This window comes from Nonomuraea montanisoli (assembly GCF_013363975.1).
Lineage (GTDB): Bacteria > Actinomycetota > Actinomycetes > Streptosporangiales > Streptosporangiaceae > Nonomuraea > Nonomuraea montanisoli.
The window spans coordinates 618305-641549 of record NZ_JABWGN010000002.1; the positions used below are offsets into that span (position 1 = coordinate 618305).

Consider the following 23245-nt stretch of genomic DNA (forward strand, 5'->3'; position numbering starts at 1 on the left):
CCCGCCGAGCAACCGGTCGGCTGCCATTTCCGCCCCCAATGTCTCCCGCCTCATGGGTCACATGCGTCGCGCCACGCTTCCAGATTATGAGGTTCGACACGATATAGGCACGCCATTCCAGAACGGAAGCAGCATCAAGTCCTGACAAATCCCATTACATCCGGAAATATCACTGATCAAATGGATCAAGTGCTGATTCCGCGAGGGCCCGCAAAGCGCTCGTGAACGCCTCCACCGGCGGGCTCACCAGCCCCGCCCCGACCTGCCCGGTGCCCGCCACGCGCCCGGCGATGCCGGTGTTGACGACCGGCAGCAGCCCCGTCCGCGCCACCAGCGTGAGATCGATCCCGACCGGCGTCCCCCGGAAGCCGAGCGCCGGAATCTGGTACGCCGGGTGCTCGGCGAGCGTGATCTCGTACATGGACCGGGTCGCCGCCACGGCGTCGGCCACGTCGCCGCCCACGAACCGCACGATGGCCGGGGCCGCCGCCATCGCGAACCCGCCCAGCCCCGCCGTCTCGGTGATCGTGGAGTCGCCGATGTCGGGATTCGCGTCGGCCGGCCCGTACGCGCCGAGGTAGAGCCCGTCGGGCACCCCCGCCGGCCCGGTGAACCACCGGTCGCCCAGCCCCGACACCTGCACGCCGAAGTCGGTGCCGTTGCGCGCCATGGCCACGACCAGCGACGACCCCGGGACGTCGCGGGCCGCGTCGGCCGAGACCTTGGCGGCGGCCATGACGGGGTTGAGGAAGAAGTGGTCGTTGCCGCCGACGAAGCGCAGCACCTCGGCGGCGTGCCCCGGCGCCGCGTTCACCACGTACGGCGCCAGCTCCCGCAGCAGCAGGGAGGTGGCCGCGCGGTTGCGGTTGTGCAGCTCGTCGCCCATCTGCAGCGCCTGCGCGGCCAGCGCCCGCAGGTCGATCGGCCCGGCCAGCTCCACCGCCGCCGACAGGACCGGCCCCAGCACGTGGTCCATCCAGCCGAGCCGGTCGAGCACCTCCGGGCCGAACGCGCCGTAGCGCAGCACCCGGCCGAGCCCCTCGTTCAGCGAGCAGTACGCGACGCCGCCGTGGACGTCGTCGCGCACCTCGAACATCCACATCGACGGGCTCACCACGCCCGCCATCGGTCCCACGGTCCGGTGGTGATGGCACGGCTCCAGCCGCACCGCGCCGGACTCCAGCCGGGCGCGGGCGTCCTCCTCGTCGAGCGCGTACCCCTCCAGCAGCATGGCGCCGATCAGCGCGCCGCGCATCGGCCCCGACGCCCGTTCCCAGTCGAGGGGCGGGCCCGCGTGCAGGAACATGGGCTGCGGCAGGTCCAGCAGCTCCGAGGCGCGCCGCACGCTCACCAGCAGCGGGCGGGACGACGTCAGCCGGTCCACGGCCCGCGCGTTGGCGGCGCGCCGTCGCGGGTCGGCCAGGACCCGCGCGAGGGCGCCGGCGGTGCCGGGCAGCGGCGGCCGCCAGTCCACCGGTGTGGTGGGGACGGCCTGCGCGTCCAGGGCCTCGCGCAGCAGGTCCACGCCGGCGGTGACGACGCGGGGCGGGCCGGAGAGCAGGGTCATCGCAGGTCCCTCGCGTACCGGGCGGCCTGGGCGTTGGACACGAAGACGGACGCGCCGGCCTCGCGGAAGGCGGCGGCCTGCCGGTGCAGGCCCTGCGGGTCGCCCTCGGTGCCGACGAGCGCGACGACCACGGCGGCGGCGGGGCAGCGGGCCACGGCGGGCGCCAGCGAGGCGGCCGGGTCGGGATCGGCGCCGTGGCCGAGGACGACGTCGAGCAGCGCCACCTCGTCCGGGCCGACGCGGGCGAGCGCGTCCAGGCGCAGCGCCGGGTCGATCATGGGATGGGGACGGCCCCGGGTATAGGCGTCATCACCGAAGTCGACGAACTCCCCGGAACCGGAACCGTGGCGGGCGCCGGGCTCCGCGCCGGGCCCTGCCGCGACGAAGGCGCCAGGCTCCGCGCCGGGCCGCGCCGCGACGATGGCGGCGGCCTCGGCGCACAGGGTCCCGCCCGCGTACAGACCCTTGACCGCGCCCGGCTTCGGGGAGCGGCGCGCGGGAGCGGGCCAGGAGGGCCAGACGGGCACGGGCGCGCCGAGCGTGCGCAGGGCCCGCTCCGCCGCCTCCGTCAGGTCGTCGCGCCCGGTCAGCGCGGGCACGACCGGCGTGCGCAGCGACTCCACCACCTCCTGGACGGCCCGCGCCGCCTCCGGGTCCGGCGGTTTGGACACGAGCACGATCAGCTCGGTCGCCGGGTCCTCGTCGAGCAGCCGCAGCGCCCGCACCGCCGACAGCCCGCCCACCTCGCGCGACAGGTCCCTGCCCCCGACGCCGAGCACGTGACTCACGCCGGCGCCGGCCAGGTCCAGCAGCGAGGTGACCTGCTGCGCCCCGGTGCCGGACGCGGCGACCACGCCCACCGGCCCCGGCCGCAGGACGTTGGCGAAGCCCAGGCCCACCCCGGCGATCACGGCCGTGCCGCAGTCGGGGCCCATGACGAGCACGCCGCGCTCGGCGGCCAGCCGCTTGAGCAGCACCTCCTGCCGCACGGGGACGCCGTCACTGAAGATCATCACGTCGAGGCCCGCCTCGATGGCGTCCACCGCCTCCGGCAGGACGTGCTCGCCGGGCACCGACACCAGCGCCACCCCGGCGTCCTCGCCCGCCCGCGCGGCCGCCGAGCGGGTGGTGCGCGGGGCCGGCCCCTCCGCCCCGGCCATGCCGTACGAGGACGAGCCGGGTGCGGACGACAGGGCCGCCAGGAGACGGTCCAGCTCCCGCTCGGCCGCCGCCACGTCCCGGCCGCGCAGCGCGACGAGCAGGTCGGCGGGCCCGGCCGGGGGAGGGGTGAAGCCGAGGTCGCGGGCCATGGCGAGGTTCAGCTCGGTGGCCATGGCGACCAGGGCCACGTCCATGCCGGGCAGGTCGGACAGGGCCCGGCTGACCCGCATGAGCGCCACGGAGTCGTGGTACACCCCGGCCCGCACCAGGACCGCCGCCTCACCGGCCGCCGAGCTCACGTGTAGTCCCCTGACGAGGAGGGGGAGCCCTGGGAACAGAAGGCGAGGACGGAGCGGACGCCGATCCCGATCCCCTGGGCGAGGTCCGACCCCGACGTGTGGCCGAGGCCGTGCAGGCGGCGCAGGGCCGGCTCCACCGGCCCCCGGCCCGCCAGGGCCCGCAGCACCGCGGCCACCTCGGGGCTCGCCTGTCCCAGCGCCGCGCAGTGCAGCAGCGTCGCCGACAGGGGCGTGGTGCGCGTGCGCGCGTCGTAGGTGACCGTGGCCGCGAGCCAGTCCGCCAGCCACACCGCCCGGCCGGCGCCCGTGGCCGCGCCGAGCAGCCGCAACGTCACCATCAGCCCGGCCAGCACGTCGTCCCCGCTGGGCGTCAGCCCCGGGCCGAGCCCGACCAGCCGCTCGGCCGCCGTCAGCACGTCCAGCAGCCTCCCGCTCGCGCACCCGGAGGCCAGCAGCTCCACGGCGGGCTCGCCGGCCAGCGCGGGCTCCCCGGGCGTCAGGCCGGCCGCGGCCTCCCGCAGCCCGGCCGGGTCCGCCTCGCCCAGCGGCGGCGCCGGATCCCACCAGCGCGACGCGCGCAGGCTCAGCCGTCCCAGCCGCACCGCGCCGTCGCCCACGGACGCCTCGTGACCCACCGTGAGCCGCGGCGGCTCGCCGGCGAGCAGCACCGCGTTCGGCAGCCGGGTCGCGCCCGGCGCGAGCAGCGCGATGACCGACGGCTCCCGGTCCGTCCTGACCTGGAGGTAGGCCCCGGCGGGGAAGGCGGCGAGCACGCGGGCCGCGCGGCGCGGCGCGTCGAGCAGCGGCCGGACCGCAGTGCTCGCGGCACCGGTCGCGTGGACGTGCGGCCGCCTCGCGCGTGTACCGACGGTCACCGGACCTCCTCACCGCCTCTGGGCCTTGACGGTAGAACGACCGTTCAATCACCCCGTACGGAGAAATTTGCCAACAGTGCGCGAGAAGGTTGGCTCTTCCTGACAGACGCGTCCCGGGTAACAATCACCCCATGGAACCCCCCGTCCGCCCGGCCAGCACGGGAACGATCATCCATGGTCTGTCGGTCGGGGAGGTGCTCGGCGTCTCGACGCTCGCCCAAGCCCGGCTGATCGCGGGCAGGAGCGGCCTCGGCCGGATCGTGCAACGCCTGAACGTCATGGAGGTGCCCGACGTCCTGGCCTGGGTCAAGCCGCACGAACTGCTCCTCACCACCGGCTACCCGCTGCGCAACACCCCCCAGTCGCTCGGCCGGCTGGTCGCCGACCTCGACGAGCGCGGGCTGTCGGCGCTGGCCATCAAGCTCGGCCGGTACGTGGACGAGCTGCCGGACGAGATGGTGGAGCAGGCGGACCGGCTGGGGTTCCCGCTGATCCAGCTCCCCGACGACGTCGGCTTCGACGACATCCTCAACCAGGTGCTGACCGACATCCTCAACCGGCAGGCGGCCGTGCTCGCGCGCGGCGAGGAGGCGCACCGGGCGCTGGTCCAGGTGGTGCTGGCCGGCGGCGGGCTCGACGAGGTGACCGAGGGGGTGGCGGGGCTGCTCGACGTGGCCGTGGCGGCGGTCGACGGCGCCGGTCGCGTGCTCGCGACGGCCGGGCCGCCGGGCGACGTGACGGTCCTGCGCGACTCGATCGCCTCCGACGGTCCCGCCGTCCCGCCCCAGGCCGTCCCGCCGGCGAACGCGCAGGCCGGGGGGCGGGACTTCGTGTCGGTGCCCGTCGTCGCCGGCGGCCACCACCACGGCCGCATCGTCGCCTACAGCCCGTCGAGCGCCATCCGCGACACCGACGTCGGCATCCTGGAGCGCGCCGCGACCGTCGCCGCGCTCGTCGTCACCCGCCAGGAGGCGGTCAACGCCGTCGAGAGCAAGTACCGCGCCGACTTCCTGCGCGACGTCCTCACCGGCCGCGCCGGCACGGCCGAGCGGGTCGCCGCGCGCGCCCGGGCGTTCGGCTGGGACCTCGAACGGCCGGTCACCGTGCTGGTGGCCGAGCTCGACCCCGACAGCGACGAGCGCACCGCCCAGGACCGCCTGGTCACGAGCTGGACCGCGGCGACGCGCCGCCACGACGCGCACGGCGCGGTCGCCGGGTTCTCCCACGAGGTGGTCGCCGTGCTCGACGCCAGGGTGGACGCGGCCCGGGTCGCCAAGGACGCCGCCTCGGCCTTCTCCGACACGCCGCCGGCCACGTTCTCCACCGGCACCTCCCGGCCGTCGCCGGGCGTCGCGGCGCTGCCCGAGGCGTACGCGCAGGCCCTGAAGGCGGCGCGCGTCGGCCGCCAGCTCCACGGGCCGGGCGCGGTCGCCCACTTCGACCAGCTCGGCGTCTACCGGCTGCTGTCGCTGGTGAACGACACGGCGGAGCTGCACGCGTTCGTCCGCGAGACGCTGGGGCCGCTGGCCACCGACGACGACGCCGAGAACGCCGACCTGCGGCGCACGCTCCAGGTGCTCCTGGAGACCAACCTCAACGTGGCCGAGACGGCGCGGCGGCTGCACTTCCACTACAACACGCTGCGCTACCGCATCGGCAAGCTGGAGCGCCTGCTGGGCAACTTCACCGACGACCCGCACCTGCGGCTCAACCTCACGCTGGCGCTGCACGTCCTGCGGATGCGCGGCATCTAGGCTTGGGTGTCGTGGAATTCGAACTGCGCTCCGACTACATCCCGCTGTGCGACCTGCTGAAGTACTGCGGGATCACCGAGACGGGCGGCATGGCCAAGCACCTGGTGGCCGAGGGCATGGTGCTGGTGGACGGCGAGGTGGAGCTGCGCAAGACCGCCAAGATCCGCTCGGGCCAGGTGGTCAGCGGCGAGGGCTTCAGCATCCAGGTGCGCTGAACGGCGCCGCCCGCCGCCCTGCTCCTCACGGGAACCGGCCTCGCCGTTCAGGTGCGACGGCGTGAGTGCGGGGAATGCTGGTGCTGGACGTGAAATTGGCAGATCATGCCCGTGTGCGGCCGCTGCCCGACGGCCCGGCTGAAGAGGGGCTTTCATGGTTTTTGGCTGGACCAGACACGGTGACGGCAAGCATCTGGCTCCCGGCGAGGTGGTCAGGCCGGACGAACGGCTGACCTGGCCGCGCATGATCGGCTTCGGCGCCCAGCACGTCGTGGCCATGTTCGGCGCCACCTTCGTCTTCCCCCTGGTCATGGGGCTCGACCCGAACATCGCGATCATGATGTCCGGCGTCGCGACGATCCTGTTCCTGCTGATCGTCAAGGGGCGCATCCCCAGCTATCTCGGCACCAGCGCCTCGTTCGTGGGCGGCGTGCTCGCGATCCGCGCGGTCGCCGGCGGCGACACGGCCGGGGCCGACGCCGTCGTCACCGGCGCCATCCTCGTCGCGGGCCTCGTGCTGGCCCTGGCCGGGCTCGCGGTGTCCTTCCTCGGCGTCCAGATCATCCACAAGATCTTCCCGCCCGTCGTCACCGGCGGCGTCGTCATGCTCATCGGGTTCGGGCTGGCGTACGTGGTGGCCGACGTGTACTGGCCGCAGGACCAGTGGATGGCGCTGGTCACGATGCTGGTGACGTTCGTGCTCGTGGTGGCGTTCAAGGGGTTCGTCGGCCGGATCGGCATCCTCATCGGCCTGGTGGCCGGGTTCGTGCTGTCGTGGGCGGCCGACAAGGTGTTCGGCCGGGTGCCCGCCTACACCGACGGCGCGCTCACCATCGCCCCCCACTACCGGGTGGACCTCGGCAAGGTCGCCTCGGCCCCGTGGGTCGGGCTGCCGGACTTCCACCTGCCCGACGTCCGCTTCTCCGCCGTGCTCCTCGTGCTGCCCGCGGTCATCGCGCTGATCGCCGAGAACATCGGCCACGTCAAGGCCGTCGGCGAGATGACCGGCGCCGACGTCGACCCGTACGTGGGCCGGGCCATCGCCGCCGACGGCGTGGCCACCGCGGTCGCCAGCGCGGTCGGCGGCTCGCCCACCACCACCTACGCCGAGAACATCGGCGTCATGGCCGCCACCAAGGTCTACTCCACGGCCGCCTACTACATCGCCGGCCTCATCGCGATCCTGTTCGGGCTGAGCCCGAAGTTCGGGGCGCTGGTGTCGGCCACGCCGTCCGGCGTGCTGGGCGGCGTCACCGTCATCCTGTACGGCATGATCGGGCTCCTCGGCGCCAAGATCTGGGTCGAGAACCGGGTCGACTTCGCCGATCCGCTCAACATGGTGCCCATCGGCGCCGGCATCATCCTGGCGGTGGGGCCGGTGAAGTTCCTGATCAGCTCGGACTTCCGGCTGGAGGGCATCGCGCTCGGCACCATCGTGCTGGTGGCCGGGTACCACCTGCTGCGGGTGATCTCCGGCCGCCCGGTGCCCGTGCCGGAGCGGGCCGGCACGGCCGGCGACGAGGGGAGGGACGCCGGGTGAAGCCGCCGCCGTTCACCTACCACGCCCCCCGCGACCTGCGCGAGGCGCTCGACCTGCTGGCCGAGGTGGACGGCAAGGTGCTCGCCGGAGGCCAGAGCCTGATCCCGCTGCTCAACATGCGGCTGGCCGCCCCCGCCCACGTCGTCGACGTCAACCGCCTGCCGGGCCTGTCCGGGATCGAGGCGGGCCCCGGGGGCGTGACCGTCGGCGCGCTGGCGCGGCAGGCGGAGGTGGCGCGCGCCGGCGTCCACCCGCTGCTCGGGCAGGCGCTGCGGCTCGTCGCCCACCCGGTCATCCGCAACCGCGGCACGGTCGTGGGCAGCCTCGTCCACGCCGACCCGGCCGCCGAGCTGCCGGCCGTGCTGGCGGTGCTGGGCGGCTCGGTCCGGCTGGCCCGCCGCGCCCCCGGCGGCTCCTCGGGCCCGGCCGCCGGGCGAGGCGGCTCCCCGAGCCCGGGGGCCGTGCCAGGCGGCTCCCCGGGCCCGGTCGTGCGGGAGGTGGCGGCGGACGCGTTCTTCGCCGGGCCGCTGGAGTCGGCCGCCGAGCCGGGGGAGCTGGCCGTGTCGGCGTTCTTCCCGGCGCTGCCCCCGAGGTCCGGATCGGCGTTCGAGGAGCTGGCCCGGCGGCACGGCGACTACGCGCTGGCCGGCGTCTGCGCCGTCGTGACGCTGGACGAGGACCTGCACGTCGCCGCGGCCCGCGTCGCCTGCGTGGGCGTCGGCCCGGTGCCGGTCGTGGCCGACGTGAGCGAGGCGTGCGGGCGCCGGCCCGCCGCCACGGTCCCGTGGGAGGCGGTCGTCGCCGCCGTCCGGCGGGCCGTGGAGCCGGAGGACGACATCCACGCGAGCGCCGCGTACCGGCTGCACCTGGTGGGGGTCCTCGCCGAGCGGGCGCTGAGGGAGGCGGCGGCCCGCGCGGCCGCCCCGCCGTGACGGACCGGCGGACCAGGCAGCACCGACAGCACGGACGGCTCGACGGTGAGCGCGTCGCGAGGCGCGGGTGAGGAGAGCGGTGGAGCACGAGATCACGCTGGTCGTGAACGGCACCGCCCGCCGGGCGCGGGTGCCGGGGCGGCGGCTGCTGTCCGACTGCCTGCGCCACGACCTGGGCCTGACCGGCACCCACGTCGGCTGCGAGCACGGCGTCTGCGGCTGCTGCACGGTCCTGCTCGACGGCGAGCCGGTGCGCTCCTGCCTGACGCTCGCGGTGACGGTGGACGGCCGGGAGATCACCACGGTCGAGGGGCTGGCCGGGCCGGAGGGGCTGTCGCCGGTGCAGCGGGCGTTCGAGGAGTGCCACGCCCTGCAGTGCGGCTTCTGCACGCCGGGCTTCCTCTGCACGGTCACCGCGCTGCTGCGCGACAACCCCGCCCCGGCCGAGGACGAGGTGCTGGAGGGCATCTCCGGCAACCTGTGCCGCTGCACCGGCTACCAGAACATCGTCAAGGCCGTCCACCGCGCCGCCGAGCTGCTCGCCGAGGAGCGGCAGCCGTCCACCGGGGAGGCGCCGTGAGCACCAGGTTGTTCGGCGAGCCGGTGCGCAGGCGCGAGGACCGGCGGCTGCTCACCGGCCAGGGCCGCTACGTCGACGACCTGGGGCCGGACGCGCTGGCCGCCGCGTTCGTCCGCTCCCCGCACGCCCACGCCCGCATCCGCGACATCGACGTCTCCGCCGCCCTCGACGTCGAGGGCCTGGTCGCCGTCTACACCTGGGAGGACCTGCCCGACCGCGTCGGACGCCCCCTGCCGCTGCTCATCCCGCACCCGGCGCTCACCCACGGCCGCACCGCGTACCCGCTGGCCCGCGACGTGGTCCGCCACGTCGGCGAGCCGGTCGTCATGGTGGTCGCCGCCGACCGCTACCTCGCCGAGGACGCCTGCGCCCTCATCCACGTCGACTACGAGCCGCTCAAGCCGGTCGTCGGCCTGGAGGAGGCGGCGCACGGCGCCCGGCTCGTCCACGACGACGTGCCCGGCAACGTGGGCGCCCGCCTCCTCCAGGAGGTGCCGGGCCATGACGGCAGGAGCGCCCGGAAGGCCATCGAGGAGGCGCCGCACACGCTGGCCTTCCGGCTGGACATCGAGCGCAGCGCCAGCATGCCGCTGGAGGGCCGCGGCGTCCACGCCCGCTGGGACGGCACCGACCTGCGCGTCCACTCCAGCACCCAGACCTCGACCAGCGTCCGGATGGCCGTGGCCGCCGCGCTCGGCCTGCCGCTGCCGCACGTCGAGGTCATCGCGCCGGACGTGGGCGGCGGGTTCGGCGTGAAGATCGTCCACCCGTGGCCCGAGGAGATCCTGGTGCCGTGGGCCGCGATGACGCTCGGCCGCGAGGTCAAGTGGACCGAGGACCGGCGCGAGCACTTCATCTCCTCGGCGCACGAGCGGGCGCAGGTGCAGTACGTACGCGTCGGCTTCGACGACGACGGGCGCGTGCTCGGGCTGGACGTGACGATCCTGCACGACCACGGCGCCTACACGCCGTACGGGATCATCGTGCCGATCATCACCTCCACCCAGCTCCTCGGCCCGTACAAGATCGGCGCCTACCGGGTCGAGTTCTCCTCGATCTACACCAACACCGTGCAGGTCACGCCGTACCGGGGGGCGGGCCGGCCGCAGGGCGTGTTCTGCATGGAACGCACCATGGACAAGATCGCCCGCCATCTCGGCAAGGACCGCACCGAGGTGCGCCGGGCCAACTTCATCGAGCCCGACGAGTTCCCGTACGACCAGGGCATGATCTTCCAGGACGGCCGGCCGCTCATCTACGACAGCGGCGACTACCCGCGGATGCTGGCCATGCTCAAGGAGCTGATCGGCTGGGACGCGTTCGAGCGGCGGCCCGGGCGCGGCATCGGCGTCGGCTGCTACGTCGAGGGCACCGGCGTCGGCCCGTACGAGGGGGGCCACGTGCAGGTCACCTCCGACGGCCGCGTCCACGTCTCCACCGGCCTCACCTCGCAGGGGCAGGGGCACGAGACGGCGTTCGCGCAGATCGCCGCGACCGAGCTGGGCGTGCCCATCGAGCGGATCTCGGTGGTGACCGGCGACACGCGCCGGTTCGGGTACGCGGTGGGCACGTTCGCCTCGCGGGCGGCCGTCGTCAGCGGCAACGCCATCGCGCTGGCCTGCCGCAAGGTACGCGCCAAGGCGCTGCGCATCGCGGCCGACGCGCTGGAGGCCGACCCGGCCGACCTGGAGATCACCGACGGGACGGTGCACGTCGTGGGCACGCCGTCGGCGTCGATCCCGCTGGCCACGGTGGCCGTGCTCGCCAACCCGCTGCGCTACGCCTTCGACGAGGAGGCCGCGCGGGCCACCCAGTTCGCGGGCGCGTCCTCGCCCGACCGGCCGCCGGTCGCCGAGGGCGACGAGCCGGGGCTGGAGGGGCGCGACTACTATTCGCCGATCCGCTCCACGTTCGCCGCCGGCATGCACGCGGCGATCGTCGAGACCGACCCGCTCACGGCCGAGGTGCGGGTGGTCAGGTACGCGGTGATCCACGACTGCGGGCGGCTGGTCAACCCGATGATCGTCGAGGGGCAGATCCACGGGGGCGTCGCGCAGGGAGTCGGCGGGGCGCTGTACGAGCGCATGGTGTACGACGGCGACGGGCAACTGCTCAACGCCTCGTTCATGGACTTCCTCATGCCGTACGCCACGGAGATCCCCCGGATCGAGACCGGGCACCTGGAGACGCCGTCGCCGCTGAACCCCCTGGGCGTGAAGGGCGCGGGGGAGGCGGGGGTCATCCCGGTGTCGGCGGTCATCGCCTCGGCCGTCGAGGACGCCGAGGGCTTCCCCGTGGACCGGATGCCGATCTCACCGTCGGAGCTGTTCGACCTGCGGCGCCGGCACGCGGGCGACTGACGGCCGCGCACGGGCCGGCGCGGGCGACCCCGGCGTTGCCGGTGAGGGGCCGGAGGCCGCCGCGGGGACGTCCGGCCGCGTGAGATGATCGGCCGTCATGACGACGCAGGCCGGGCATGGCACGCCCGCACGGGACGACAGCGGCGCGGGGGAGACCCCGCTGACGGGGCCGGATCTGACGGGGCCGGACGACGACGGCGCGTTGATCGGGCTGCGCGCCCCCGGAGCGGGGCTGACCGAGATCCCTGCCACGGCCGGCGACCTGGCCCGGGTGCGCGTGCTCGACCTGGCGTGGAACGAGCTGTCCGAGCTGCCCGGCTGGGTCGGCGGCCTGACGCGCCTGCGCGAGCTGAGGCTCGACGGCAACCACCTGACCTCCGTGCCCGCCCTGACCGGCCTGGCCGGGCTGCGCGCGCTGCACCTCGACGGCAACCGGCTGACCGCCGTCCCGGACTGCCCGCCCGGCCTGGAGACGCTGTTCCTGTACGGCAACGCCGTCGAAGCCCTCCCGGAACGCTTCGGCGGGCGGCTGCGGCACCTGTCGGTGGGCGGCAACCGGCTGACCGCCCTCCCGGCGGGACTGTGGGAGGAGACCGGGCTGGAGTCGCTCAACGTGGCCGAGAACCGGCTCACCGAGATCCCGCCCGCCATCGGCCGGCTGACCCGGCTGCGCATGCTGGACCTCGGCCACAACCACCTCACCTCGCTCCCGTCCGAGCTGGGCGACCTGCCCCTGACCGACTACCTCTACCTCAGCGACAACCGGCTCACCGAGGCGCCCGCCTGGCTCGGCCGGCTCGACCGGCTCGCCTACCTGGGCCTCACCGACAACCGGCTGACCCGCCTGCCCGAGGAGATCGGCGGGATGGCGGCGCTGGTGGAGCTGCGGCTGTACGGCAACCGGCTGGAGGAGCTGCCCCGCTCCATCGGACGGCTGGGACGGCTGCGCGAGCTGCACCTGCGCGGCAACCGGCTGACCGCCCTGCCCCCGGCGGTCGGCGGCCTCGCCGGGCTGCGCCATCTCGACCTGCGCGACAACCACCTCGCCGGGCTGCCGGAGGAGATCGGCCAGCTCGACCGGCTCGCCACGCTCGACCTGCGCAACAACCGCCTGAGAAGCCTGCCGGACGGCCTCGCCGCGCTGCCCGCGCTGGAGAAGCTCGACCTGCGCTGGAACAAGCTCGACCCGGAGGGGGACGGCGAGCCGGAGCCGCTGCGCCGGTTGAGGGAACGCGGCTGCGTCATCCTGAGGTGAGCCCGCCGCGCCCCCGCCGCGGCGAGGGCGCGGTGGGGGCACGGCGGGGGCGATTTCTGTGCGGAACAGGCTGAACCATCCCCGCAAAGGGTGCGTATCTCGGCACATGACGACACTTCCACGTCTGGCCGCCTCTGCGCTGCTGGTCGGACTCGTCGCCGCCTGCTCGCCCGGCGGGGCCGGGGACGGCGGCCGGCTCGCCGCCGGGGCCCAGCAGGGCGGCGCCCAGGCCGCCGCGCCCGCGAAGATCTACACAGTGGAGCAGCTCGCGGCCAAGGTCGGCTGCAAGCCCAAGATGCAGGTCGACGCCTCCGACATCCGCACCGGCTACTGCAAGACCAAGGTCGGCGAGTTCTTCGTCAACACCTTCAGCACCGAGGAGGGCAAGGACGAGTGGATGGACCGGGCGCCTGAGTACAACCCGCACCTGGTCGGGCCCCGGTGGACCGTGCTGTCCAGCCTCAAGGTGCTGCGCGCGCTGCAGAAGCCGCTCAACGGCGACCTGCACCTCAAGGACCACCGCACCAAGTCGCCGTCGCCGTCGCCGCCGGCGCAGGACGACGGCGGCGACAGCGGCTACTGACGGGTGAGGCCGGTGCCGGGCCCGCGGCCGTGAGGTCAGCGCGGCAGGGCGACCCGCTTGCGGAACACCCAGTACGTCCACGCCTGGTAGGCGAGCACGAACGGCAGCGTGATGAGGCCGATCCAGGTCAGCATGGTCAGGGTGTAGGGGGCGGAGGCGGCCTCGGCCAGCGTGAGGCCGGGCAGCGGCGCCTGCTTGAGGCGGAGGAACACCGCCGCGGAGGTCAGCGCGATGCCCGCCGCCGTGGCCGTGAACGCCCAGCCCTCGCGCCGTCGCCAGATCAGCGCGGCCGCCGCCGCCAGCGCCGCCATGGCCGCCAGCGCCGGCACCGTGGCCGCGCCGGACACCGAGGCCAGCGTGGACAGGGCCACCACGGCCAGCGGCAGCGCCACCGCGCCCGTCGCCAGCGCCGCGACGCGGGCCCGCCGGCGTACCCGGCCCTCGGTGCGCAGCGCCAGGAAGACCGCGCCGTGCAGCAGGCTCAGCACCAGCGTGAACGCCCCGCCCAGCAGTGCCGGGAGCGCGCCGTCGAGCAGCAGGTCGGCGAAGATCGCGCCCCACAGGAACGCGGGCAGCGCGCTGCCGACCACGATGCCGAGGTCGCACCACGCCGGGTTGGCGACCTTGCCGCGCCACTCCAGCCCGACGCCGCGTACGATGAGCCCGGCCAGCACGAGCACCACCGGCAGGTAGAACGAGCTGAGCAGCCCGGAGTACCAGGCGGGGAAGGCGGCGAACATCGCCCCCACCGCGGTGATCAGCCACACCTCGTTGCCGTCCCACACGGGGCCGATCGTCTGCAGGCTCTGCCGCTGCTCGTCGTCGTCGCCGCCCACGAACGGCGCCAGCATGCCGACCCCGAAGTCGAAGCCCTCCAGCACGAAGTAGCCGGTCCACAGGAAGGCGATGACCAGGAACCACAGGTCGATCACGGTCTTCTCCTCAGTACATCAGGGACGGTTCGAGCCGCTCGGCGGGGACCTCGGCGGGCGCGGGCTCCTCGGGGCCCCGGCGGACGTGCCGCACGAGCAGGACGGCCTCGGCCACGGCGAGCCCGCCGTACAGGAGGGTGAACAGCGTCAGCGACAGGGCGACCTCGGTGAGGCTCACGCCGGGCGAGACGCTGGCGGCGGTCAGCAGCTCGCCCGCGACCGTCCACGGCTGGCGGCCGATCTCGCTGAACAGCCAGCCCGCGATCACCGCGAGCAGCGGCAGCGGCAGCGCGAGCACGAACAGCCGGGCCAGGAGGCGGGGCATCGGGCGCCGGCGCCGGGTCAGCCACAGGCCGAGCACCGACAGCCCCACGGTGCTCAGGCCGAAGGCGAGCATCACCCGGTAGGACCAGAACACCACGCTCTGGTCGGGGCGGTAGTCGCCGGGGCCGAACTTCTCCTCCAGCCTGCGCTGGACGTCCTCGGTGCCCTGGACGGTCGCGTCGAAGTCGCCGGCCGACAGGAAGCTGAGCACCTTGGGGATCTCGATCCCCGGCACGAGGGTGAACCCGGCGCCCGCGGTGTCGCGCTCCAGGCCCTCGGCGGAGGCCAGCTTCATCGGCTGCTGCTCGTAGGCGAGCTTGCCGGACAGGTCGCCGCTGCCCGCCACGACGAGCCCGGCCACCGCGGTCATGACGAGCGCGGCCCGTGCCGCCCCGCGCCACATGCCGTCGCGGGTGCGCAGCAGCCACCAGCAGCTCACCGCCAGCACGAAGCCGCCCGCCACGATGAACGCCGCCCCGATCACGTGGGGCACCTGGGCGAGCGCGGTGGAGTTGGTCAGCACGGCCCACAGGTCGGTCATGCGGGCCCGGCCGTCGACCACCTCGTAGCCCACCGGGTGCTTCATCCAGGCGTTGGCCGCGAGGATGAAGTACGCCGACAGGTTGGAGCCGATGGCGGCGGCCCAGATGCACGCCAGGTGCACCCGCTTGGGCAGCCGTTCCCAGCCGAAGATCCACAACCCCAGGAACGTGGACTCCATGAAGAACGCCAGCAGCGCCTCCATGGCCAGCGGCGCGCCGAACACGTCGCCGACGAAGGTGGAGTACTCACTCCAGTTCATGCCGAACTGGAACTCCTGCACGATGCCGGTCACCACGCCCATGGCGAAGTTGATCAGGAAGAGCTTCCCGAAGAACTTGGTCAGCCGCAGGTAGTGCTCCTTGCCCGTGCGGTGCCAGGCGGTCTGCGATCCCGCCACGAACACGCCCAGGCCGATCGTCAGCGGCACGAACAGAAAGTGGTAGACGGTGGTCACCCCGAACTGCCACCGCGCTAGATCAAGTGCGTCCATCTTCCCCTCGCCGGTCCCGGCGCTCTACAGGCTGTAGTACATCTACTTAAAGTAGTACTACAAGCTGTAGAGCAACGTGCTGCGATCTTCGTCACAGCGCGTTCTCCTCTCGGTGTCTTCGAGGATGTCGCAGCAGGCAGGGGCTCCGCGTCAGCCCGTGGGCTGATTCCCGGCTAACCCCCGCGACGGACCCCGGCAGCGCGACGCGTACAGGTGTCTGGCAGGTCTTGCCCTTATCCCGGGGGAGGTCCGTGCTTAGGGTGGCGATGTGAAGGTCGCAGGTAGCGCCGTGATCGGCGTCGAGAGAGATCGGGTGTGGGCCGCGCTGCGGGACCCGGCGGTGCTGGTGCGCACCATCCCGGGCTGCGAGCGGCTGGAGGAGAGCGGGCCCGACACGTACCGGATGACGGTGAACGCGGGCGTGGCCTCGGTCAGGGGCGTCTACCAGGGCGAGGTGGCGCTCGCCGACCCGCTCGCGCCGGAGAGCTTCGTGCTGCGGGCGCGCGGGCAGGGCGCCCCGGGGACGGTCGACGCCACGGTGCAGGTACGGCTGAGCGAGGTGGACGGGGGCACCCGGGTCGACTACGACGCCGACGCCGTGGTGGGCGGCATGATCGGCGGAGTGGGGCAGCGCATGCTGGGCTCGGTGGCGCGCCGCACGGCGGGGGAGTTCTTCGCGGCGGTCGACCGGCTCCTGCGCGGCCCCGCCGAGCCGCCCGCCGCCGAGCCGCCCGCCGCGGAGGTGCCCGCCGGGGAGCTGTCCGGGGGCAGGCCGCCCGCCGGGGTGCCGTCCGTGACCGGGCCGTTTGCCGGTGAGGCATTCGCCGGGGTGCCGGCTGTCTACGAGCGGCCCGCGGGGGAGCGCGCCGCCGGGGCCCGCACGGAGACGCGGCCGTGGGTGATGCTGGCGTCGTTCGGGACGGGCGCCGGGGTGGCGCTGACGGGCGTCGCGATCGGCTGGCTCCTCGCCCGCTCGGGGCGCCGCCACCACTGACCCGGCGGCGGGCGCGGAGAATCGGAGCGCGGGGGCCTGCGGGTATGGGGGGTTTCGGCTCTCGCGGAAAAGGATCTCCGGGCGTAGCGTGGCGGTATGCGGCAGGCACATGCTGAAGACGCGAGGACCGAGGCCAGGAGAGTCGTAAGCAACCTGTTGGGCGCGGAGCGCCCCACGGCCGAGGCGCTGGTCGCCGACGCCCGCGCCGAGCTCGGTGACGAGCGCACCGGCCGCTGTCTCGACCTCGCGCTGGGCGCCGGCCTGACGAGGAGGTCGGCCGAACTGGCCGCCGTCGCCGCGCTGCTGGTCGGCACGCGCGACCTGGGCGCGCAGTGGTGGGGACGGCCACGCGGCGGCAAGCTCCCGCCGCCGGACGAGGTGCTCGGCACCGCTGTGGCGATCGAGCCGTGGACCGACCTGACCGCCCTGGAGATGCTGGCCGCGTGGATGGCGGACGACGCCGCCGACGCGGTCTGGGGACCACCCGTCGCCGAGGTGGACCTGAACTCGTGGCAGGCCGAGGACCGGTTCGACCTCCCCGGCGGGGTGCGGCCGGGAGACCGGCTGGTCGTGCACTTCGACGCCGGCGGGCGGCTGGACGCGGTGGTCACGCGCCGGCCCGACGACGAGCTGGGCTCCAACCTCGACTTCCAGTCGCTGCGCTACTCCCGTCCGGCCGAGGCGCAGTGGAGCTGGGGCGTGGCCGCCGGGCTGGGGCCGCACCGGCTGCCCGGCGAGGATCCCGACCCGTACGCCCGGGAGGTCGACGCGGACGCGGCCCGGATCCTGCGCGACTGGGCCGTGCGGCACGGGGCCACGCTGGAGCAGGCGGGCGAGCCGTGGCGGACGGTCGGCGACGTGGTCGCGGCCATCGAGCGGGCCGACTGGATGTGGCGCAGCGGCGAGTGGTTCGGCTGGTGGCGCGGGGCGTCGGCGCTGGTGGACGACTCGGCGTACCTGCCGTTCCGGCTGGAGGAGCTGGCCTCCGGCTGAGCTCTGGGACGAGCTCCGGAATGACCGCGCCCGCGGGGCGGTTGGCGATGTGCATGAAGGTGGAAATATTCTCCGACGTCGCCTGCCCGTGGTGCTACATCGGCCACACCCGCTTCGCCCGCGCGGCCGAGCGCTTCCGTGCCCGCGGCGGCACGCTGGAGATCACGATGCGGCCGTTCCAGCTCAACCCCGACGCCCCCGCCGAGGGCGAGCCGCTGCTCGGCGCGCTGGCGCGCAAGTTCGGCCCGAACGCGGCCCAGATGACCGGCCGCGTCACGGAGGTGGCCGCCGGCGACGGCCTGGAGCTGCGCTTCGACGACGCGGTCAGCGCCAACACCTTCGAGGCGCACCGGCTGGTCGAGCTGGCCACCCGCCAGGGCCGCGGCGAGGAGATGGCCGAGCGGCTGTTCCGCGCCCACTTCACCGAGGGACTCAACGTCGGCGATCCCGACGTGCTCGCCAAGCTGGCCGCCGAGGCCGGGGTGCAGGACACCGGCGAGGGCGCCGACGAGGTGCGGGAGCAGCTCTCCCGGGCCGCCGGGCTCGGGATCAGCGGGGTTCCCCTCTTCCTGTTCGAGGGCACGTTCGCCGTGTCGGGCGCCCAGCCGGAGGAGACGTTCGACGCCGCCATCGCCGAGGTGGCCGAGCGGATCGGCCAGACCCCTCTCACGCTGCTCGCCGCCCCCGCCGACGGCTGCGACGACGGCTCCTGCGCCGTCTGACCCGGCGGGCCTGTTACGCGGTGCCCTCACCCAGCAGGCCGGAGCGGTGGTGGCGGCGGCAGAGCACCTGGTAGCGGACCGGCGAGCGGTCCGTGTCGCCGATCACCACCTGCTCGCCGGTCCGCACCAGCTCGCCGCCCACGATCCGCCCGTTGAGCAGACCGGGCCGCCCGCACCAGCACAGCACCTCGACCTGGAGCCGGCACACCTCGTCGGCCAGCTCGAACAGCCGCTGCGCCGCCGGGAACATCACCGACCGGAAGTCCGAGGCGAGCCCGAACGCGTACACGTCCACCCCGTGGTCGTCGACCAGGTCGGCGAGCTGCTCGATCTGCGCGACCGTGTAGAAGCACGCCTCGTCGCAGATGAGATAGTCGACGGAGTCGTACGCGGTGACCAGCGTGACGAGGTCCAGGGAGTCCTCGACCTCGATCGCCTCCAGGCCGAGCCCTATCCTGCTGGTGACCTGGGGTCCGCCGGACCGGTCGTGCTTGGTGAGCACGAGGCCGCGCCTGCCCTGGCGGCTGTGGTTGTAGTTCATCTGCAGGGCCAGCGTGGACTTGCCGCAGTCCATGGGGCCGAAGAAGAACTTGAGCACCGCGTCGCGGGCACCAGGAGGAACGGGGGACAAGGCAGACAGGTCGGTCACGGGGTGACACCTTAGCGGGCTTGGCGTGCTCCCTGACCTCATGGGAGATTTCTCCCCTGAACCTCAGGAGGAAGCGTGGTCACAGACAGGGGCCGGCCGGTGCGGGGGCGGCATGCGTAACGTGCGCATCGGCGTCGACACCGGCGGGACCTTCACCGACGTCGTGGCGGTGGACGAGGGCACCGGTGAGATCGTCACCACGAAGACGCCCTCCACGCCGGCCAACCCGGCCGACGGCTTCGTCACGGGCGTGCGCAAGCTGGGCGAGCTGGACGTGACCTCGGTGGTCCACGGCACCACGGTGGCCACCAACCAGCTCCTGGAGGAGCGCGTCGAGGGGCTCGGGTTCGTCACGACCGAGGGCTTCGAGTTCGTCCTGGAGATCGGCCGGCAGAGCGTGCCCGACGGCTACGGCAACTCCTACTTCTGGGTCAAGCCGCCGCGCATCGTCCCCGTGCACCTGGTGCGGACCGTCGGCGGGCGGCTCGACCACACGGGCGCCGAGGTGCGCCCGTTCGCCGAGGAGCAGGCCGTCGAGGTGGCCCGCTGGTTCCGGGCCCGCGGCGTCACCGCGATCGGCGTCTGCTTCCTGCACTCCTACGCCAACCCGGAGCACGAGCGGCGCATGCGCGAGGTGCTGGCCCGCGAGCATCCCGACGCGGTCGTGTCGATCTCCAGCGACGTGCTGCGCGAGTACCGCGAGTACGAGCGGTCGGTCACCACCCTGGTGGACGCCGCGGTCAAGCCGGTCATGCGCCGCTACATCGCCGACCTGTCGCAGCGCCTCGGCATGCCGTTCTCGGTGATGAAGTCCAACGGCGGCTTGCTGTCGGCCCGCGAGGTCGTCCACCAGCCGATCAGCACCGTGCTGTCGGGGCCGGCCGCGGGCGCGCTCGGCGCCGCGATGCTGGCCGCCAACGCCGGGCACCCGTCGGTGATCACGCTGGACGGCGGCGGCACCTCCACGGACGTCGCCGTGGTGATCGACGGCGAGCCGTCCGTCACCACCGAGGGCACGGTCGGCCGCTTCCCGGTCAAGATCCCGATGATCGACATCGTGACCGTCGGCGCGGGCGGCGGCTCGATCGCGTGGATCTCGCCCGAGGGCACGCTGAAGGTCGGCCCCCGCTCGGCCGGCGCCGATCCCGGGCCGCTCTGCTACGGCCGGGGCGGCACGGAGGTGACGGTCACCGACGCGCACGTCTTCCTCGGCCGCGTCCCGCCGCACCTGCTCGGCGGCGAGATCCCGCTGGACGCGGACGCGGCCCGGAGCGGCGTCGAGGCCCTGGCCGGCAAGCTCGGCCTCAGCCCCGAGCGCACCGCGACCGGCATCCTGGAGATCAGCGCCTTCAACCAAGCCAACGCGATCCGGCAGATCACGGTCAAGCGCGGGCTCGACGTGCGCGACTTCCCGCTCGTGACGTTCGGCGGGTCGGGCCCGCTGCTGGCGTGCCGGCTCATCGACATCCTGGGCCTGCCCGCCGTGATCGTGCCGCCCGAGCCGGGCAACGTCTCCGCGTTCGGGCTGCTCACGGTGGACGTCAAGAACGACTACGTGCGCACGCACGTCACCCGCGACCTGTCGCCGCAGGCCGCGGCGCGGATCTTCGGCGAGCTGGAGGGCGAGGCGGCGGAGGCCCTGGAACGCGAGGGCTTCGACGAGCCGGTCCACGCCCGCAGCGCCGATCTGCGCTACTACGGCCAGGCGTACGAGGTGCGCGTCCCGGCCCCGCCGGGGCCCATCGACGAGGCGTGGCGCGCGCAGGTCGTCGAGCGCTTCCACGACGCCCACGAACGCCTGTACGGCTACGCCTACCGCGACGACCCGCGCCAGGGCGTCGAGTGGGTCAACCTGCGGGTGTCCGGCATCGGGCCGATCGCCCGGCCGCCGATCCGGCGCCGGCCGTACCCGGAGACCGAGGCGGTGAGCGCGACGCGGAAGGTGCGCTTCGAGGACGAGCACGACACGCCGATCCTGCGGCGGGCCGCGCTGGAGGAAGGGGCCGTGGTCGAGGGCCCGGCGGTGATCGAGGAGTACGGCTCGACCATTCCCGTCCATCCGGGGTTCACCGCGACGGTGGACGCGTACGGCAACGTGGAGGTGCGGCGTGGCTGACCCGATCCTCGTCGAGATCGTCGAGGGCACGCTCGCGTCGGTGGAGAGGGAGGTCGAGACCGCGATCGCCCGCACCGCCCGCTCGCCGATGATCCGCGACGCCCACGACTTCCGCGCGGGCATCCACGACGTGCGGCTGCGCAAGCTGACGGGCCGCTCCTACAGCGCGCTCGTCCAGCCCGTCGTGCGCGACTTCCCGGTCGGGACGATGCGGCCCGGCGACGTCTACTTCCACAACGACGTCTACCTGTCCGAGGGCGGCATCGGCCACCTGCCCGACCTGTGCGTGACCGTCCCGGTCTTCCACGAGGGCGAGGTGGTGGCGTTCGTGCAGGCGTTCGGCCATCACGACGACATCGGCGGCGCCGTGCCCGGCTCGATGCCCTCCCACGCGCGCAGCGTGTACGAGGAGGGGCTGATGGTCCCGCCGATCAAGCTGCGTGACCAGGGCGTGCCGAACGAGGCCGCGCTGCGCATCATGACCCGCAACTCGCGCATGCCCGACTCGCTGGCGGGCGACCTCGACGCCGAGTGCTCGGCCTGCCTCATGGGCGCGCGCCGCCTGGGCGAGCTGTTCGACCGGTACGGCCGGGCCGCCGTCGAGGAGTGCTTCGACGCGATCATCGACAAGACGACCGAGACGTTCCGCCGGGAGCTGCTGTCGAAGGTCCCCGAGGGCGTGTACGTGTGGGAGGACTACGCCGAGCACGACGGCGTGGACGAGCCGCGCCTGCACACCCAGCGGATCACGCTGACGGTGGACCACGCCGCGCGATCACCGCTCACGATCGACTTCACCGGCACGTCGCCGCAGGCCAAGGGGCCGATCAACCACGCGGGCGACTACGCCGACGGCGTCTTCCTCAAGAAGTGGCTCGCGCCGGTGCTGCGCAACCTCGCCGACACGCCGGAGCGGATGGCCGAGCTGGACGTCAACGAGGGCGTCGTCCCCCTCATCACGATGATCTTCCCGGAGAAGGGCACGCTGCTGACGCCGGTGTTCCCGGCGCCGACCAACGCCCGCACGTTCGTCATCCTGCGCCTGCTCGGCGTGCTGGCCGGGGTGCTGGCCAAGGCCACCGGGGGCCGCATGCCGGCCGACCAGGAGACGATCCGCTACACCGGCGTGCACGGCGCCGACGCCGACGGCGTGCCGTACCTCATGCGCGAGGTGCTGGGCGGCGGCTCCGGCGGGCGGTGGTACGCCGACGGGGAGGACACCATCCACGTGGTGCCCGACTCGCGCAACATCCCGGTCGAGTTCGCCGAGGCGCGCTGGCCGTTCCGGGTCGAGCGGCTGGCGCTGGCCTGCGACTCGGGCGGCCCTGGCCTGTTCCGGGGCGGGCTCGGCTACGACAAGCACATCCGGATGCTGCGCGACGCCTCGTACATGTCGATCGCCGACCGGTCGATCCTGTCGTGCTGGGGCGTCAACGGCGGGCTGGCCGGGCGGCCGTTCCGGGTGGAGATCGCCGGCAAGGAGATGGACGGGCTGGTCGACGACCACCCGGTGCAGGCGGGCGAGGTGATCCGCATCCGTACGACGGGGGGCGGCGGCTGGGGCTCGCCCTACGACCGCGACCCGCGGGCGGTGGCGGCGGACGTGCGCGACGGCAAGGTGTCGATCGCCGGCGCGCTCGGCGACTACGGTGTGGTGCTGGACGGCGACCGCATCGACGAGGAGGGCACGGCCCAGTTGCGCGCGAACCTGCGGCCCCCGGCGGGCCGCTTCTTCGACCGAGGTCCCGGATACGCGCGGCTGTCGGGCGGCCGCACCCACGCGGAGGTGGACGACCTGTGAGCGGCGCCGAAGGCCCCACGATCCGGCAGATCACCACCAAGGTCGTCTACTCCAACCCGTGGATGACGGTCCGCGAGGACGAGGTGGAGCGGCCCGACGGCTCGCGCGGCCTGTACTCCTACATCGACAAGCCGGACTTCGTGCTGGTCATGCCGTGGGAGAACGGCGGCTTCCACCTCGTGGAGGAGTACCGCTACCCGGTGCGCCGGCGCACGTGGAGCTTCCCGCAGGGCTCGGCCCAGGCGAGCACGCTGGAGGAGGAGGCCCGGCTGGAGCTGGCGGAGGAGACGGGGCTGCGTGCCGCGCACTGGCGCTGGCTCGGCGCGCTGGACAACGCCCACGGGGTGGCCACCCAGCAGATGCACGCGTACCTGGCGACCGGCCTCGAACCGGGGCCGCACCGCCGGGAGCACACCGAGCAGGACATGCGTCAGCGGTGGGTGAGCCGGGCGGAGTTCGAGAAGATGGTCCGCGCGGGCGAGATCACCGACTCGGGGTCGGTGGCGGCGTACACGCTGCTGCTCATGAACGGCGGCCTCTCCGACTCCTGATCTACTTTG

Annotated in this window: 20 protein-coding genes; 14 read left to right on the forward strand and 6 right to left on the reverse strand. The window is 73.8% G+C overall.

Annotated elements, in window-relative coordinates:
• Window positions 1-169: 169 nt before the first annotated feature.
• Genes HTZ77_RS06290 through HTZ77_RS48040 form a run of 3 tightly spaced genes read right to left on the reverse strand, consistent with a single transcriptional unit; the run spans window position 170 to window position 3902 of the window.
• Window positions 170-1567 carry a YlbE family protein gene (locus HTZ77_RS06290; RefSeq protein WP_175588447.1) on the reverse strand — a complete coding sequence of 466 codons (1398 nt, stop codon included), beginning with the start codon at window positions 1565-1567 and terminating at the stop codon, window positions 170-172.
• Complete coding sequence (locus tag HTZ77_RS06295; protein WP_328808444.1) at window positions 1564-3027, reverse strand: FdrA family protein; 1464 nt, start codon at window positions 3025-3027, stop codon at window positions 1564-1566. The genes HTZ77_RS06290 and HTZ77_RS06295 overlap by 4 nt, the downstream gene beginning before the upstream one ends.
• Window positions 3024-3902, reverse strand: coding sequence for a DUF2877 domain-containing protein (locus tag HTZ77_RS48040; protein ID WP_175588448.1), 879 nt, complete (start codon window positions 3900-3902; stop codon window positions 3024-3026). Before HTZ77_RS48040 ends, HTZ77_RS06295 begins: the two co-directional genes overlap by 4 nt.
• 131 nt (window positions 3903-4033) lie before the next feature.
• Between HTZ77_RS48040 and HTZ77_RS06305 the strand changes: the two genes are divergently transcribed.
• From HTZ77_RS06305 to HTZ77_RS06340, 8 genes are all read left to right on the forward strand, one after another.
• Window positions 4034-5656: a PucR family transcriptional regulator gene (locus tag HTZ77_RS06305; RefSeq protein WP_175588449.1), complete on the forward strand. Its 1623-nt coding sequence runs from the start codon at window positions 4034-4036 to the stop codon at window positions 5654-5656.
• An 11-nt stretch (window positions 5657-5667) separates the two neighbouring features.
• Entirely contained in the window at window positions 5668-5871 is a 204-nt protein-coding gene (locus HTZ77_RS06310) for an RNA-binding S4 domain-containing protein (RefSeq protein ID WP_328808445.1), read from the forward strand.
• A gap of 154 nt (window positions 5872-6025) precedes the next feature.
• Window positions 6026-7411 (forward strand): uracil-xanthine permease family protein, encoded by a 1386-nt coding sequence (locus tag HTZ77_RS06315; RefSeq protein WP_175588451.1) that lies wholly within the window; start codon window positions 6026-6028, stop codon window positions 7409-7411.
• On the forward strand, window positions 7408-8343 hold the full coding sequence (locus HTZ77_RS48045; protein WP_175588452.1) for an FAD binding domain-containing protein: 936 nt from the start codon (window positions 7408-7410) through the stop codon (window positions 8341-8343). The genes HTZ77_RS06315 and HTZ77_RS48045 overlap by 4 nt, the downstream gene beginning before the upstream one ends.
• A 79-nt stretch (window positions 8344-8422) precedes the next feature.
• Window positions 8423-8923, forward strand: a complete 501-nt coding sequence (locus HTZ77_RS06325) for a (2Fe-2S)-binding protein (RefSeq protein WP_175588453.1) — start codon at window positions 8423-8425, stop codon at window positions 8921-8923.
• The gene (cutA, locus tag HTZ77_RS06330) at window positions 8920-11283 is read left to right on the forward strand and encodes an aerobic carbon-monoxide dehydrogenase large subunit (RefSeq protein ID WP_175588454.1); all 2364 of its coding nucleotides are present in this window, start codon (window positions 8920-8922) and stop codon (window positions 11281-11283) included. Before HTZ77_RS06325 ends, cutA begins: the two co-directional genes overlap by 4 nt.
• Before the next feature lie 97 nt (window positions 11284-11380).
• On the forward strand, window positions 11381-12538 hold the full coding sequence (locus tag HTZ77_RS06335; RefSeq protein WP_175588455.1) for a leucine-rich repeat domain-containing protein: 1158 nt from the start codon (window positions 11381-11383) through the stop codon (window positions 12536-12538).
• Between the two features lie 106 nt (window positions 12539-12644).
• Entirely contained in the window at window positions 12645-13121 is a 477-nt protein-coding gene (locus tag HTZ77_RS06340) for a hypothetical protein (protein ID WP_175588456.1), read from the forward strand.
• Between the two features lie 35 nt (window positions 13122-13156).
• Here the strand turns inward: HTZ77_RS06340 and cydB are convergent, their stop codons facing one another.
• Window positions 13157-14053 carry a cytochrome d ubiquinol oxidase subunit II gene (gene cydB / locus HTZ77_RS06345; RefSeq protein ID WP_175588457.1) on the reverse strand — a complete coding sequence of 299 codons (897 nt, stop codon included), beginning with the start codon at window positions 14051-14053 and terminating at the stop codon, window positions 13157-13159.
• Window positions 14054-14063: 10 nt separating this feature from the next.
• On the reverse strand, window positions 14064-15410 hold the full coding sequence (locus HTZ77_RS06350; RefSeq protein WP_175588458.1) for a cytochrome ubiquinol oxidase subunit I: 1347 nt from the start codon (window positions 15408-15410) through the stop codon (window positions 14064-14066).
• 268 nt (window positions 15411-15678) lie between these two features.
• Between HTZ77_RS06350 and HTZ77_RS06355 the strand changes: the two genes are divergently transcribed.
• From HTZ77_RS06355 to HTZ77_RS06365, 3 genes are all read left to right on the forward strand, one after another.
• Complete coding sequence (locus HTZ77_RS06355) at window positions 15679-16404, forward strand: SRPBCC family protein (protein WP_175588459.1); 726 nt, start codon at window positions 15679-15681, stop codon at window positions 16402-16404.
• A gap of 156 nt (window positions 16405-16560) precedes the next feature.
• The gene (locus tag HTZ77_RS06360) at window positions 16561-17397 is read left to right on the forward strand and encodes a hypothetical protein (RefSeq protein ID WP_235994340.1); all 837 of its coding nucleotides are present in this window, start codon (window positions 16561-16563) and stop codon (window positions 17395-17397) included.
• Window positions 17398-17450: 53 nt separating this feature from the next.
• On the forward strand, window positions 17451-18119 hold the full coding sequence (locus HTZ77_RS06365) for a DsbA family oxidoreductase (RefSeq protein ID WP_175588461.1): 669 nt from the start codon (window positions 17451-17453) through the stop codon (window positions 18117-18119).
• A gap of 13 nt (window positions 18120-18132) precedes the next feature.
• Here HTZ77_RS06365 and HTZ77_RS06370 read toward each other — a convergent pair whose 3' ends face one another.
• Window positions 18133-18768: a thymidine kinase gene (locus tag HTZ77_RS06370; RefSeq protein WP_328808446.1), complete on the reverse strand. Its 636-nt coding sequence runs from the start codon at window positions 18766-18768 to the stop codon at window positions 18133-18135.
• Between the two features lie 112 nt (window positions 18769-18880).
• Here HTZ77_RS06370 and HTZ77_RS06375 point away from each other — a divergent pair, with 112 nt between their 5' ends.
• From HTZ77_RS06375 to HTZ77_RS06385, 3 genes are read left to right on the forward strand one after another with little or no spacing between them, the layout of a single operon-like run.
• Window positions 18881-20884 (forward strand): hydantoinase/oxoprolinase family protein, encoded by a 2004-nt coding sequence (locus HTZ77_RS06375; protein WP_175588463.1) that lies wholly within the window; start codon window positions 18881-18883, stop codon window positions 20882-20884.
• A complete protein-coding gene (locus HTZ77_RS06380) occupies window positions 20877-22685 on the forward strand; it encodes a hydantoinase B/oxoprolinase family protein (protein WP_175588464.1) in 1809 nt (602 codons plus the stop codon). Before HTZ77_RS06375 ends, HTZ77_RS06380 begins: the two co-directional genes overlap by 8 nt.
• Window positions 22682-23236, forward strand: coding sequence for an NUDIX hydrolase (locus tag HTZ77_RS06385; RefSeq protein ID WP_328808447.1), 555 nt, complete (start codon window positions 22682-22684; stop codon window positions 23234-23236). Before HTZ77_RS06380 ends, HTZ77_RS06385 begins: the two co-directional genes overlap by 4 nt.
• The last annotated feature ends 9 nt before the right edge of the window (window positions 23237-23245 follow it).

Excerpts from the sequence above, each read along its gene's own strand:
- HTZ77_RS06290 (WP_175588447.1), bottom strand. The coding sequence starts at position 1,567 with ATGACCCTGCTCTCCGGCCCGCCCCGCGTCGTCACCGCCGGCGTGGAC.
- HTZ77_RS06305 (WP_175588449.1), top strand. The coding sequence starts at position 4,034 with ATGGAACCCCCCGTCCGCCCGGCCAGCACGGGAACGATCATCCATGGT.
- HTZ77_RS06315 (WP_175588451.1), top strand. The coding sequence starts at position 6,026 with ATGGTTTTTGGCTGGACCAGACACGGTGACGGCAAGCATCTGGCTCCC.
- HTZ77_RS06335 (WP_175588455.1), top strand. The coding sequence starts at position 11,381 with ATGACGACGCAGGCCGGGCATGGCACGCCCGCACGGGACGACAGCGGC.
- HTZ77_RS06340 (WP_175588456.1), top strand. The coding sequence starts at position 12,645 with ATGACGACACTTCCACGTCTGGCCGCCTCTGCGCTGCTGGTCGGACTC.
- HTZ77_RS06350 (WP_175588458.1), bottom strand. The coding sequence starts at position 15,410 with ATGGACGCACTTGATCTAGCGCGGTGGCAGTTCGGGGTGACCACCGTC.
- HTZ77_RS06365 (WP_175588461.1), top strand. The coding sequence starts at position 17,451 with ATGAAGGTGGAAATATTCTCCGACGTCGCCTGCCCGTGGTGCTACATC.
- HTZ77_RS06375 (WP_175588463.1), top strand. The coding sequence starts at position 18,881 with ATGCGTAACGTGCGCATCGGCGTCGACACCGGCGGGACCTTCACCGAC.